Source organism: Thalassospira xianhensis MCCC 1A02616 (assembly GCF_003326475.1).
GTDB classification, from domain to species: domain Bacteria; phylum Pseudomonadota; class Alphaproteobacteria; order Rhodospirillales; family Thalassospiraceae; genus Thalassospira; species Thalassospira xianhensis.
Genome location: NZ_JPWA01000023.1, coordinates 49,064 through 62,407 on the forward strand (window position 1 = coordinate 49,064; position 13,344 = coordinate 62,407).

The 13,344-nt window shown below is 56.0% G+C and carries 13 protein-coding genes; 5 read left to right on the plus strand and 8 right to left on the minus strand.

Annotated features, from left to right (window positions below):
- Positions 1 to 13: 13 nt before the first annotated feature.
- On the minus strand, positions 14 to 907 hold the full coding sequence (locus tag TH5_RS17210; protein ID WP_114122878.1) for an AraC family transcriptional regulator: 894 nt from the start codon (positions 905 to 907) through the stop codon (positions 14 to 16).
- 140 nt (positions 908 to 1,047) lie between these two features.
- Between TH5_RS17210 and TH5_RS17215 the strand changes: the two genes are divergently transcribed.
- From TH5_RS17215 to TH5_RS17230, 4 genes are read left to right on the plus strand one after another with little or no spacing between them, the layout of a single operon-like run.
- Positions 1,048 to 1,791 (plus strand): SDR family NAD(P)-dependent oxidoreductase, encoded by a 744-nt coding sequence (locus TH5_RS17215; protein WP_114122879.1) that lies wholly within the window; start codon positions 1,048 to 1,050, stop codon positions 1,789 to 1,791.
- A gap of 24 nt (positions 1,792 to 1,815) precedes the next feature.
- The gene (locus TH5_RS17220; protein WP_114122880.1) at positions 1,816 to 2,217 is read left to right on the plus strand and encodes a VOC family protein; all 402 of its coding nucleotides are present in this window, start codon (positions 1,816 to 1,818) and stop codon (positions 2,215 to 2,217) included.
- Complete coding sequence (locus TH5_RS17225) at positions 2,214 to 3,197, plus strand: saccharopine dehydrogenase family protein (RefSeq protein WP_114122881.1); 984 nt, start codon at positions 2,214 to 2,216, stop codon at positions 3,195 to 3,197. Before TH5_RS17220 ends, TH5_RS17225 begins: the two co-directional genes overlap by 4 nt.
- A 30-nt stretch (positions 3,198 to 3,227) precedes the next feature.
- Complete coding sequence (locus TH5_RS17230) at positions 3,228 to 3,629, plus strand: VOC family protein (protein WP_114122882.1); 402 nt, start codon at positions 3,228 to 3,230, stop codon at positions 3,627 to 3,629.
- A 100-nt stretch (positions 3,630 to 3,729) separates the two neighbouring features.
- Here the strand turns inward: TH5_RS17230 and TH5_RS17235 are convergent, their stop codons facing one another.
- The 3 genes from TH5_RS17235 to TH5_RS17245 all read right to left on the minus strand — a co-directional run bounded on the left by TH5_RS17235 (position 3,730) and on the right by TH5_RS17245 (position 6,840).
- Positions 3,730 to 4,689, minus strand: coding sequence for a hypothetical protein (locus TH5_RS17235; protein ID WP_147250124.1), 960 nt, complete (start codon positions 4,687 to 4,689; stop codon positions 3,730 to 3,732).
- Positions 4,690 to 5,002: 313 nt separating this feature from the next.
- A complete protein-coding gene (gene araD1, locus TH5_RS17240) occupies positions 5,003 to 5,992 on the minus strand; it encodes an AraD1 family protein (RefSeq protein WP_114122884.1) in 990 nt (329 codons plus the stop codon).
- Positions 5,993 to 6,066: 74 nt separating this feature from the next.
- Positions 6,067 to 6,840 carry an SDR family NAD(P)-dependent oxidoreductase gene (locus TH5_RS17245; RefSeq protein ID WP_114122907.1) on the minus strand — a complete coding sequence of 258 codons (774 nt, stop codon included), beginning with the start codon at positions 6,838 to 6,840 and terminating at the stop codon, positions 6,067 to 6,069.
- Positions 6,841 to 7,454: 614 nt separating this feature from the next.
- Here TH5_RS17245 and TH5_RS17250 point away from each other — a divergent pair.
- Positions 7,455 to 8,204 (plus strand): FadR/GntR family transcriptional regulator, encoded by a 750-nt coding sequence (locus TH5_RS17250; protein WP_114122885.1) that lies wholly within the window; start codon positions 7,455 to 7,457, stop codon positions 8,202 to 8,204.
- A gap of 445 nt (positions 8,205 to 8,649) precedes the next feature.
- On the opposite strand, the gene yjfF is transcribed toward TH5_RS17250, so the two are convergent.
- The 4 genes from yjfF to TH5_RS17270 all read right to left on the minus strand — a co-directional run bounded on the left by yjfF (position 8,650) and on the right by TH5_RS17270 (position 13,324).
- The gene (gene yjfF / locus TH5_RS17255; RefSeq protein ID WP_114122886.1) at positions 8,650 to 9,627 is read right to left on the minus strand and encodes a galactofuranose ABC transporter, permease protein YjfF; all 978 of its coding nucleotides are present in this window, start codon (positions 9,625 to 9,627) and stop codon (positions 8,650 to 8,652) included.
- Positions 9,617 to 10,645: an ABC transporter permease gene (locus TH5_RS17260; RefSeq protein WP_167443582.1), complete on the minus strand. Its 1,029-nt coding sequence runs from the start codon at positions 10,643 to 10,645 to the stop codon at positions 9,617 to 9,619. Before TH5_RS17260 ends, yjfF begins: the two co-directional genes overlap by 11 nt.
- 41 nt (positions 10,646 to 10,686) lie before the next feature.
- The gene (locus TH5_RS17265; protein WP_114122888.1) at positions 10,687 to 12,192 is read right to left on the minus strand and encodes a sugar ABC transporter ATP-binding protein; all 1,506 of its coding nucleotides are present in this window, start codon (positions 12,190 to 12,192) and stop codon (positions 10,687 to 10,689) included.
- 181 nt (positions 12,193 to 12,373) lie between these two features.
- A complete protein-coding gene (locus TH5_RS17270) occupies positions 12,374 to 13,324 on the minus strand; it encodes an ABC transporter substrate-binding protein (protein WP_085643603.1) in 951 nt (316 codons plus the stop codon).
- Positions 13,325 to 13,344 lie beyond the last annotated feature (20 nt).

Sequence of the window (13,344 nt, forward strand, 5' to 3'; positions counted from 1 at the left end):
CTTGCCGCCACCATTACCCGCCCGTTTTTCCGTTTGATTTTCGAAGTCGTGCAATATCGCGCGAAGGCGGCAAACCGAAGAACCGTGCATATTCCCGGCTAAACTGCGTCACGCTTTCATAACCCACGCCAAAAGAAACACTGGTGGCGTTGCCCGCGCCGGAAACAAGCATGGACCGCGCCTGAAGAAGCCGCATGCGTTTTTGGTACTGAAGCGGACTTAACGCCGTAACCGCCTTGAAATGCCGATGAAATGCCGACACGCTCATGGCGGCCATTCCGGCCAAAGAATCAATGCTCAGTCGCTCGGCGAAATTTTCCCGTATCCATTGGATGGTCACGGCAATACGTGACAGGGCCGTATCAGGCATTGCAATATCGCGCAGCATCCAGCCAAGCGGCCCCTGCAAGACCCGAAACAGAATTTCCCGCTCATATGCCGGCGCAAGTGCCGCAATCTCGTCAGGTTTGTCCATCAACCGCAACATGCGAAGCCAGGCATCCAACAATTCCGTCGTAACCGGTGCCACCGAAAAGCCGGAACGATCAACCCCGCCATTGGCAGGAACAGGCAAGTCAGCAAGAAAATCCGCCACAACCGGCGGCGACAATGTCAGACTGACCGCCAAATAAGGTGTCCCCTCTTCTGATGGATGCACCGAACCGACCGCAGGCAAATCAACCGACATCACGAAATAGGTGGCAGGATCATAGTGATAGGTCCGATCCCCGACCGTCATCGTTTTTGAACCGCGCAAAATAAGGTTCACCATCGGCTCATAGACAGCCGAAAGATGATGTTCCGGTATTTCGCCCTGCACCATGGCAACCCGGGGAATACCCGTTTCGGTTTTCCGGTTTTCCGCACGACTGGCAAGATGTCTGAGTTCTGCAAGCTGCTTTTCCATGGCCGGACTTTAGTCACAAGGAAGAACCGCGAACAAGACAAAAGCAGAAATAGGCAAGTTCCAGACAGGAACGGGTGAGCAGGCACAGCGGCTCCGTCATATGTTGTCTCCATCAGTCAACACAACAAAAAGAGCCAACCATGAAAATCGTCATCATCACCGGTGGAAGCCGCGGGATCGGGGCTGCAACCGCAACCGCCTGCGCAATGGCCGGACTGGGCGTCATTCTGACCTACAATACCAACCCGCAAAAGGCTCAGGCCGTGGTGGATCATATCGTTGAAAAAGGCGGCAACGCCATCGCCCTGCCGCTTGATGTCTCCCAAAGCCTCACCTTTCCGGCCTTCCGTGACGCTGTCTCAAATGCGCTGGCGTCACATTGGGATCGCACTGATTTCGATTATCTGGTCAATAATGCCGGTTACGGTCTTTATAATCTGATGGAGACCGTAACCGAAGAACAGTTCGATGGCCTGTTTAAGGTTCATCTGAAGGGGCCGTTCTTCCTGACCCAAACCCTGCTCCCGCTGATGGCGGATGGCGGGCATATCATCAATGTCACCAGTGCCACATCGCGCGTCGCCACCGCTGGCGTTGCCCCCTATGCGAGTTTCAAGGCCGCTCTTGAAACCCTGACCCGCTATCAGGCGAAAGAATTTGGCAACCGGTCCATTCGCGCAAATGCCATTGCCCCCGGCCCGATCCGCACAGAATTGGGCGGCGGTCTGAACGAAGAATTCGAAACCCTGCTTGCCGGGCAAACATCTCTGGGCCGCGTCGGCGAACCCGAAGACGTCGGCGAAGCCATCGCAAGCCTGCTTTCGACGCATAACCGCTGGGTCAATGCACAGACCATCGAAATCAGCGGCGGCTACATGATCTGATCACCGTCAAGGATATCAATAGACATGCTGGACCACATCTTTCTCACCGTTTCGAATATGACGCGCTCCATCGCATTTTACGAAGCAGTCCTGCCTTCACTGCACATTACGGTGCGTCACGATTATGACGGAAAAGACGGCCCGGCGGGCCATCCCGACCTGAAGGGCTTTGGCGCCAACGGGCGTATCTTCTTCTGGCTCCGCCAAGGAGAACCCTCGATGAATGCCGTGCATATAGGTTTTGTTGCCAATTCGGAGGCAGAGGTTAAAGCCGCCCATTCGGCTGCTCTCGAAGCCGGTGCGACGGAGATACACGCCCCCGGCGCACAATTGCATTACGACCCGCACTACTACGCGGCGCAGGTTCGCGATCCCGATGGATACAGTCTCGAATTCGTTTACAAAAGCTGGCAGCACGCATCATGAAACACCTCATCATCTATGGCGCAACCGGGTATACAGGCCGGTTGACGGCAAAAGCGGCACACTCTCTCGGGCTGCCGCTTCTGATTGCCGGACGTAACGCGCAACAGCTTGAAATACTCGCCAAAGACCTCGGTGTCGCCACACGGGTGTTCGCCCTCGACGACCCTGACACCCTTGACGCGGCCCTATCTGATTGTGGCGTGCTTTTGAATTGCGCGGGGCCGTATCTGCATACGGCAGAACCATTGATGCATGCCGCCATTCGCAATGGGGTGCATTATCTTGATGTATCCGCCGAACTAAACAGCTACCTCCTTGCACAGCAGCTTGATGCATCGGCGGCGACAGCAGGCGTCATGCTCTTGCCCGGAAGTGGCGGCAGCGTTGCGATACTTGGGTCTCTTGCGGGTCATGTGATCAAAAACACGAAGAATGCCAGGAAAATTGCCATCGCATTGCATGTTTCCGGCACGATGTCGCGCGGCTCGGCCATCAGCGCTTCCGAAAACATGATGGTCGAAACACTGGTGTGCAAAGATGGCAAACTCCAGCCCCGCACCTCCGGTCATTTACAGATGTTCGATTTCGGCAACGGGCCGGTATCTGGTATCCCCTTAACATTGCCGGACCTGATTACCCTGTGGCAGGCAACCCGTATCCCCGACATTGAAACATATGTTCATGTTTCAGGGGATGCTTTTCCCAACGGCAACCTTGCCGACCTCCCTGACGGCCCATCGGAAACCGAACGACAGGCAAACCGCTATCAGGCAGCGGTCGAAATCACAGACATGGATGGCTCAATCCATCGGGCACGGCTCGATACGGTCAATGGCTATTCTTTCACACCGCTTGCCGCGGCCGAGGCCGCCCGCCGCGTTCTGGCAGGTACCGTCAAACCGGGCTTCCAGACACCGCTTGGTTTATTTGGCAGTGATTTTGCCGAAACGATTGCCGACACGCAAATCATGGACGTCTGACACCCGATCACGACCAAAAGGGAACTCTGCATGTTTTTGGATCACATCGAATTTGCCGTAACAAATGCCGACACCTCCAAACGCTTTTACGAAGCCGCGCTGGCACCGCTTGGCATCAAATGCATTATCAGCCAGAACGCGATGCAAACCCGCTCGGGCGCAATACATTACGGCCTTGGCAGGGATGGCTACCCCAGACTGTGGTTCCATGATGGTAAACCTGTAAACAGCCCGATACATATTGGGTTTTCGGCTCCCCAAAGGGCGACTGTCGATGCGTTTCACGCAGCCGCCCTTGCCGCTGGTGGCCGCGATAACGGCGCACCCGGCATTCGACACAACTATCATTCGAACTACTATGCCGCCTTCATATTGGACCCGGACGGCAACAATATCGAATGCGTCTGCCAGACAAGGGATGATGAAATCTGAAAGGCCCTGTGTCCCCCAGAAACAAAACCCCGGCCCAATCGCACATGCACGCATCAGCAACAAAAAGGCTTTGTCCTCTTTTTGAAGCATGGAGACTTAATTATTCAGACAGGCCGTATACGTCACGCACTTGCGCCATGACATTATCAAGGCGATCTACGTAGCCCTCAAACCACGGTTCATCAAGCAATTCTTCCTTGCTGCTGACATCTGCATCACGGCTAAAGCCGGAGGATGATTCCAGTGCTCCCAAGATCAGATTCACAAGCGGATGATCGATATCGAAATTCTGCGGGGTTACCCCCTCGCCACGCGCCATGAGTTCATAGCTGTATTGCAGGCTGCCCCGTTGATACGCCCATTCAACGCTCATTGCTTTTTCTTCGATGCTCACCTGATCGAGAAACTGGATGCCCGCCTTATAGTTGCGCATATGATCGGCATTGGAGGTCGGGAGCAAAGCTGTAAACTCTCCCGCCAGACGGGTTGGGCCGTTATACAGCCCCATAGCCATACCCTGCTGGCCGAGCATGATATTTCTCGCTATATCTTGCTCCTCTTTGGAAAAAGATCCCCCTTCATTGCTTGCCACGGCATAAAGGGCCCGACGATCTAAATCGCCCATGAGAGAATACCATTCTTTCCCTTCAAAATTATCCGTGCCATATGGCTCACCACTGTCGCGCATCTGCTGATATTTGCCGTCCATGTTTTCACGGGCAGCTTGCGCAACTTCTTCAAAAGAACGATTTTGCGAGAATGGTTGCGCCCCGGGGTCTACAATACCCTGAGCCAGGTTACGCGAAGAAAACCCTTCTCGGGTTGGCCTGAATTGTTCGAAGTAAGAAATTTTTTCATCAAGCGCGGCATTTTGTGCCTCTTCCGCCTGCATTCGTTTTTGCGCCTCGGCAGATATTTCCACCGTATCGGCGGACCTCGCGCCGCTATTGCCGGGTGATTGGTTTTGGGCCTCTGTCTTTACTGCTCCCCTGCCCGCACTGCGCGAAGCACTTTCCTGTACCGACAAGCCTTGTGAGTAAGCGTTAAGTGCAGCGACCATGAATATCTTCCCGTATTTAAATGCGGCCATACCGGCCTATGCATTTGCATGTGAAACATTTTTACATTGCGTCTACTGCAACCTATGCAAGATAAAGACCATTCTCCCTACCGTGCTGAGATTTTCGAATTCTTGAATACGCCAGCACCTCAAAACACTGGCGAAAAGCATCAACTTCATCGACCTCAAAAAACAAAACCCCGGCCCAATAACTTGAGCCGGGGCACGAAGTGCTCTGGAGGGAGACGGGGCTTTTATCGTGGCCCCTTGGTAAAACCCAGATATCCCTTGGGCGTCAGATAGATCCGACCAATCAGATCGACCTGATCGTCACCTTGCGTTCCGCCTGCGTTTTCAGCCGGTTGCGCAATGCGCGGCCAAACGGGGCGGCCTCGATCTCGAACTCGTCGCCATCCTGCGTCTTGATGCCATCGGCAAAGCTAAGCGTCGCCGTGCCAAAGAAATGCGCATGCACATCGCCCGGGCGGCAGAACAGATCATATTTGAAGTGATGGTATTCAAGATTGGCGAGAGAGTGAGACATATTGTCCTCGCCACTCAGGAATGGTTTTTCCCAGATCACCTTGCCATCGCGATAAAGCCGTGACGTGCCTTCAACATGGCTTGGCAGATCGCCCAGAAGCAATTCCGGCCCCATCGCGCAGGCACGCAATTTCGAATGCGCCAGATAAAGGTAATTCTGGCGTTCCATCACATGGTCGGAAAACTCGTTGCCAATCGCAAAGCCGATGCGCACCGGATTGCCTTCGGGGTCAATTACGTAAATCGCGGCAATTTCGGGTTCCTCGCTGCCATCAAGGGCAAAGGACGGGCTTGGAATATCCGCGCCCGGATTGGCCACGACGGAGCCATCGCCCTTGTAAAACCATTCCGGCTGCACGCCCTGTTCGCCTGCTTTCGGCTTGCCGCCTTCAACGCCCATGCGAAACATCTTCATGGAATCCGTTTCGTCCGCCGCCTTGTTATCGGCCTTGTGCATGTTCGCCCGTGCCGAGGCAGAGCCAAGGTGGGTCAACCCCGTTCCGGTAACAAGGAAATGCGCCGGATCGGCATGGGTGATCGGTGGCAACAGACGGCCGGATTTGGCGACTTCGTCATAATCAACGCGGGTGTCGCCCAGGCGCGCCTTGGCGGCCGCGATCATCGTCGTGCCTTCGGCAATTGCCGCACTGGCAAGCTCGCGCGTGGTGGCAACGCCCTTAAGCGGGATCAGGGTCTTGGCATCCTCGACCACGGCCACATGCTGCGCGCCGCTCGTATCCTTGTATTGAACCAGTCTCATGAAATCTGTCCTGATAATCTGCTTGATAATCTGTAACGGTTAAAATCCGCGGCGGCGTTTATACCCCGCCCGGATCAGACCCAGCCGCCATCAACGATAAAGTTCTGTGCCGTGACCATGCGGCTTTCATCCGAGGTCAGGAACAGCGCCATGCGCGCGATATCCTGCGGCATCACCCTGTTTTTAAGGCACTGGCGCTCGTCAATCTCGCGCTCGGCGGCTTCATCGACCCAAAGGTCAAGCTGGCGCTGCGTCATGACCCAGCCGGGCACAAGCGTATTGACCCGGATGCCATCCTTGCCAAGGTCACGCGCCATACCGCGCGTAAGCCCGTGGGTTGCGGCCTTTGCCGTGGTATAGCCCGGCATGCCGCCCTGCCCCATCATCCAGCTCACCGACCCGAAATTGACAATCGCGCCACCACCGGCCTTCTGCATCATCGGGGCGACCGCCTGAATGGCAAAAAACGACGGGCGGATATTGATCGCCTGGCGTTCATCCCAATATTCCGGGGTCACGTCCTGCCATTTATGGCGGGTGTCATTGGCGGCATTGTTCAGCAGTGCGGTGATCGGGCCATTGGCCTTGGCCGCCGTTGCCACCGCATCCTGAAGCGCCTTGATATCGGTAATGTCGCATGTGATGAAAAGCGGCTTGTTTTTCGCGTCCTTAGCCAGCTTTTCAACAAGCGCATGGCCTGCTTCCTCGGCAATGTCGACAAAGGCGACCTTCGCCCCCTGCTCGACAAAGGCGGTGACAAGCGCCTCGCCAATGCCCGTGGCACCGCCGGTAATGAAAACCGATTTATCGGCAAGGCTGGTATAGTTCGTTGGCATGCGATCGGACATGATCGTCGGCTCTCCCGTCATCTGGTCTTTGTGTGCCGATCCCCCTCCGGGTACCGGTCCGTCCGGCACGCCATGATCGGGGATCAGGGTTCAAACTGGCAGAATGGCACCCCAGACGGGGTACTCAAAGGGCATCGCAGCGGGTGGTTGGGTGACTCGGTGAATGCGAAAACATCTCGCCCGCCGACCCGCAAATTTTGCGAAAATCCACAATCGCGCATCTTTCAGGCCGGATTATGATACCCGTTTACAATACCCGTTCATGCGCGGCATGGTGCTTCCTCCTGACAGTCTTGTTCTTTTATTCTTCATACAATAACATTAATTATCAGGATGTGGCTTGCTGTCAAGCGACAAACCGGCAAAGTCTGCTGCAAGTGATTGCTTCTTATTTGGTGATAAGTGGTCTATAAAAATGACACCTCCGATAGGGCGTGATCGCGGTTGCTGCGATGCCACCGAAATAAATATATGCGTTGCAGCACAAGGCATTATCGGGCGCTCAGACATTGCCCTAAAAATAAATTCATATTATATGAATAATGTCAGAGTGCGGTCACATACCGAACCACCGCCGTCCGCAGATATCAAAAGACCGCACCGGAGGAATTTGAATGCCATCGTCCATGTCACGAACCTATGCCAAACGCAGCCTGCACAGCATCGTTGCCCACGATCTGGGATCACGGATCGTTTCGGGCAAACTGGCACCGGGCGATGTCCTTCCGACCGAGGCGGCCTTGAGTGAATCGCTTGACGTCTCGCGCACGGCCCTGCGCGAGGCCATCAAAATCCTCTCGGCCAAGGGGCTGATCGAAAGCCGTCCGAAAACCGGCACGCGCGTCAAACCGCGCAAAAGCTGGAACCTGCTTGATCCCGATGTTCTGTCCTGGCATTTCCCTGATCCCGATCCGGCGTTTCTGTATGGCCTGTTTGAAACCCGCATGATTATCGAGCCCAACACCGCCGCCATGGCCGCCGAACGCGCGACCGAGGAACAGCTCGCCACCATCGAGGCCGCCTATACCGGCATGGAAAATGCCGAACTCGGCACCGAGGCCGTCTATATCACCGACCTTGTTTTCCATCAGGCGATTTTGGATGCGTCGGGCAATGATTTCATGAAATCGTTCGGCATGCTGATTGAAACCGCGCTGATCGGCTCGTTCCGCCTGTCCTCGGGCGGGCCAAAGGCGCATGTCAAATCCCTGCCCGACCATTTCGCGGTCTACCGCGCCATCGCGCACCGCGAACCGGGCGATGCCCGCGAAGCCATGCGCAACCTGCTCAGCCGCACCATGCTGCAACTCCGTCAGCAGCTCGGCATGAAAAGCGAACATGACTGGGACGTGATCGGGCTTTGATACTGCTTTGACCGGTCTGTGATATCGCTTTGACCCCGCCTGACGGACCCGACGATTTCATCGTGCCCACACAGCGCCCAGACAGCGGCCAAAGATAAAAATGGGCTGTCATCAGCGTCGCCCTTTTTGCATTCCTCATACAAATAAAAAGCCGTTTTTCGCCTCACAACATCCAAAACCCGTATTCCTCACACAAATAAAAGCCGGTTTTTCGTGCCCGAAACGGACGGTCACGATCTTCGACACGCCGCTTCCCGATCGATTATTCACCAAAACTGAAAAATCGGATCGATTATGAAAAATAACTTCATAAAAAACCGGTCCCAAAACCCGCATTCTGACCGCCGAAATAAAAGGCCCGGAAAACAATTCGGGCCGAAGCAGCCCTGCCGCCCCGGCCCGAATTTTACGCTATGATATGGCCGGCTTCCGGCTCTCCCGTGGCTTACCCTGCCCCGGCCCGCATCCCCGAAAATGACCGGGTAATCAGGCGTTGCAGCACGATAAAGCCAAACAGAAGCGCCCCGATCATGATCTTGGTCCACCAGCTATTGAGCGACCCGTCAAACGCGATCAGGGTCTGGATCACCCCCATGATGATCCCGCCAAAGAACGTACCGACCACAAAGCCCATGCCCCCGGTCAGAAGCGTTCCGCCAATCACCACCGCCGCAATCGCATCAAGCTCCACCCCGACGGCTGCCAACGGATAGGCCGACGCGGTATAAAACGCGAAAACAACACCGGCCAAGGCACTGAAAAAGCCCGACAAAGTGTAAACCCGGATGATCGTGCCCTGCACCGGAATGCCCAGCAATTCAGCCGATTGACGGTCCCCGCCAATGGCATAGACATTGCGCCCGAACCGGGTGTAATGCGCAATAATCACCCCGCCAATCACCGTGATCAGCATCAGCAACGCCGCCGCACTGATCCAGCCACGACCGGGCAGCGGGATTTTAAATCCGCTGAAATCTGCCACAAACGGATGATCAATCGGCACGGAATCAAGGTTGATCAAAAAGCACATCCCGCGCAGGAAAAACATCCCCGCCAGCGTGATGATAAACGGCTGAATATCGAACTTGGCGATAATCACCCCCATGAAGGCCCCGAAAAGCGTCCCGACCGCAATCGAAATCACCACCGCGACCAAGGGATGCATGCCAAACCCGGTCACCAGTTCGGCCATCAATACGCCCACAAAGGCAATCATCGAGCCGACCGAAAGATCAATCCCGCCCGACAGGATAACGAATGTCATGCCGACCGCAGTAATGATCAGAAACGCATTATCGGTCAGAAGCGCACCCAGAACATAAGTATCGGAAAACGCCCGATGTTCGACAATCCCGTAACCATAAAGCAGGGCCAGCACCGCCAGCGTGGCAAGCAACGGGTAATAACGTTCATTAATTTTCATCGGAATTCCCCCGCACCTTCCGGCTGCCGATCTTCTCCCAGGCCTTGCCCGCCAGTTCGCGGGATTTCGGTGCCTGCACCAGCAGAACCACCATCACCACCGCCGCCTTGACGATTAGGGTATATTGCGACGGCAGACCGGATAACAGAATGCCCGTGGTCAGCGACTGAATGATCAGAACCCCGATCACCGTCATGCCGATAAAGAACCGCCCGCCCATCAGCGACGCGCCCCCGATCACCACCGCCAGAATGGCATCCAGTTCAAGCCACAGCCCGGCATTGTTGGCATCCGCCCCGCGAATATCGGCCGCAATAATGATCCCGGCGAAAGCCGCACAAAGCCCCGAAATCGCATAAGCCAGAAGCTTGATCCCGCGCGCATCAATACCCGCAAGACGGCTGGCGCGTGCATTGCCGCCAACCGATTCAACAAACAGGCCAAGGGCTGTTTTGCGCATCACCGCGTAAAGCGCACCAATCACCACCGCAGCAATGATCACCCGCCACGGAATGCCCAGCAGATACCCGCTGCCGATCCCTTCGAAAAACGCCCCGTGGAAGGTCACGATCTGGCCATCTGTGATCATCTGCGCAATCCCGCGCCCGGCCACCATCAGGATCAGGGTCGCAATGATCGGCTGGATATCAAGATAGGCCACCAGCATCCCGTTCCACAGCCCGCACAGCACCCCGGCCCCAAGCGCTGCAAGGATGATGACCGCTGGATGCAGATCGGTATCACGGATCAGGACCGCCATCACAGCCGCCGCAATCGCAATCACCGAACCGACCGAAAGATCAATGCCCCGCGTGCCGATGACCACCGCCATGCCGACCGCCACAAGGGCGGTTGACGCCCCGCGATGCACCACATCAACAAGCGACCCGTAAAGATGCCCGTCAACAATGCGAATATCAAAAAAGTCCGGCGATATGATCCCGATACCCAGAATGATCAGCACAAGGGCCGCCACCGGGCCAAACCACTGCCGGCTCAGCAAAGAAGATGCAGACATGGTGCTGCTTTCCCGTAATTTCTTTTTGTCCTGCAAGCTGGTCATCGTGCAATCGCCTCGATGATTTTGTCCTGCGTGATTTCGGCACCCGTAAGTTCGGAAACCTTTTGGCGGTCGCGCATCACCGCAACCCGGTCGGCAAAGGCAACGATTTCCTCAAGCTCGGATGACGCCACCAGCAGGGCCAGCCCCTCGTCACAAAGCTCCTTGATCAGCTTGATGATATCGGCATGCGCACCGACATCAATGCCGCGTGTAGGTTCGTCGAGAATAAGGAAAATCGGCTTGGACACCAGCCAGCGCGCCAGAATAACCTTCTGCTGGTTACCACCGCTCAGTTGCCCGACGGGTTTTTCGCTGTCCGGTGTCGCAATCCCCAGCGCCTTGATCATCTCATCGGCGGTTTTCTGCTGCTCGGCGCGTGCAATCGGGCGCAACCAGCCCCGCCGCCCCTGAAGGGCCAGCATGATGTTTTCGCGCACGCTCAGCTCGGCAACAATGCCATCCTGTTTGCGGTCCTCGGGGCAAAGCCCGAAACCCGACCGGATCGCATGGCGCGGGGATCGCAGCATCACCGGCTCCCCGTCAAGGAACACAAGACCGCTATCGGCCTTTTTCGCCCCGAAAATAAGCTCCGAAAGCTCCGTCCGGCCCGACCCCAGAAGCCCGGCCAGCCCAACAATCTCGCCCCCCGAAAGGTCCAGCGTCACCGGTTCGAGAACCCGCTTCTTGCCCAGATTCTTGATCTGGATCTGACGGCCCTTGCCGGTGAAATTGCTTTCATCCTGATGGCGGTGTGAACTGACTTCGGCCAGTTCCCGGCCCAGCATGTGATTGATCAGGTCAATCTGTGCCAGTTCCTTGGTCACAAACGTACCGACAAGCCGCCCGTTGCGCAGGACCGTGATGCGGTCCGTAATCGCGTAAACCTGATCCAGGAAATGGGTGACGAACACAATACCAAGCCCCTTGGCACGCAGTTCGTTCATGATGCGAAACAGGGTGCGGATTTCCTCGGCATCAAGGCTTGCGGTTGGTTCGTCAAGGATCAGAACCCGCGCATCAAGTGCCACCGCACGCGCAATCGCAACCAATTGCTGGATTGCCACCGAATAGGAACCCAGCGGCCGGTTGACATCAATATCAAGACCCAGCGTCTCAAGTGCGGCTTTGGCATCACTTTCGGTTTTCTTCCACGAAATAAACCCGAATTTCAACGTCTGGCGTTCCAGCATCAGGTTTTCGGCAACCGACAATGTCGGCACCAGGTTGACTTCCTGATAAACCGTCGAAATGCCAAGTGCCTGCGCATCGCCCGGATGATTTGGATGGATTTCCTGCCCGTCAAGCAGGACGGTTCCGGCATCGCGCGGATGAACCCCGGTAATCACCTTGATCAGCGTCGATTTCCCGGCACCGTTTTCACCCAAAAGCGCGTGAATTTCACCGGATCGCAAATCGAAATCGACATCCTGCAAGGCTTTGACGCCGGGAAAGAATTTTCCCGCCCCGCGTACTGACAGCACGGATTGCGTCTTCTCAGACATGGATAGCCCCTCTCCCTTTATGTTCGCTGGCCTGATGTGGCCCCGGCATGCCTGCCCCATCTGGGACGAGATGCCGGATGTGGCCGAGCGCACCCCTGCCTCCGACAAGGATGCGCTCAGACATCACGCCAGTAGCGTCACCCCAACCGCACGGTAAGGCGCACGGTTGGGGATAACGGCCTTACTTGCTGCGCATTTTGTATTCTTCGGCAGCGGTATCAGGCAGATAAAGCGGACCATTGGCTTTGATCCATTTCGGCACTTCCTTGCCTTCCTTGGCAGCAGCAATCGCGTCAAAGGAAGGTCCGCCAAGATGCGGGTTCAGCTCAATGGTAGCGTTGGTGTCGCCATCGGCCATCGCCTTGAAAATATCAGGAACCGCATCAATCGATACGATCAGGATGTCATCCCCCGGGTTCAGACCGGCTTCCTTGATCGCCTGCACCGCACCGAGCGCCATGTCATCGTTATGGGCATAAACCGCACAGATGTTTTTGCCGCCATCTTCGGCTTTAAGGAAGCTTTCCATGACTTCCTTGCCGCCCGAACGGGTGAAATCACCCGACTGGGAACGGATGATGCTGATGCCCGGGAAGTTGCCGACAACGGACTCAAAACCTTCCTTGCGGTCATTGGCAGCCGACGAGCCAACAGTGCCCTGCAGCTCGACAACATCACAAACGCCGTTGGTTTCCGCCGCAAGCCATGCGGCTGCAAGCGCGCCTTCCACCACGAAGTCGGATGCAACCTTGGTCAGATACAGGCTTTCATCGGCCGCAACCCCACGGTCGACCAGAACGACGGGAATACCGGCATCCTTGGCTTCCTGAAGCACCTGATCCCAGCCGGTTTCAACAACCGGTGCCAGCAGAATGCCATCAACGCCCTGGGCAATGAAGGAACGGACTGCCTTGATCTGGTTTTCCTGTTTCTGTTGCGCATCCGAGAATTTCAGATCAATGCCGCGCTTTTCCGCTTCGGCCTTGATTGATTCCGTCTCGGACGTACGCCAGCCGCTTTCCGACCCGATCTGCGAGAAGCCGATCATCATTTCGGCCTGTGCCGCAAAGGACAGACCAAGTGCAACACCAAGGGCCGCCGTCGAAACTGCAAGCTGCTTGAGACTTTTCATTATTTCCTCCCTAAAGGCTG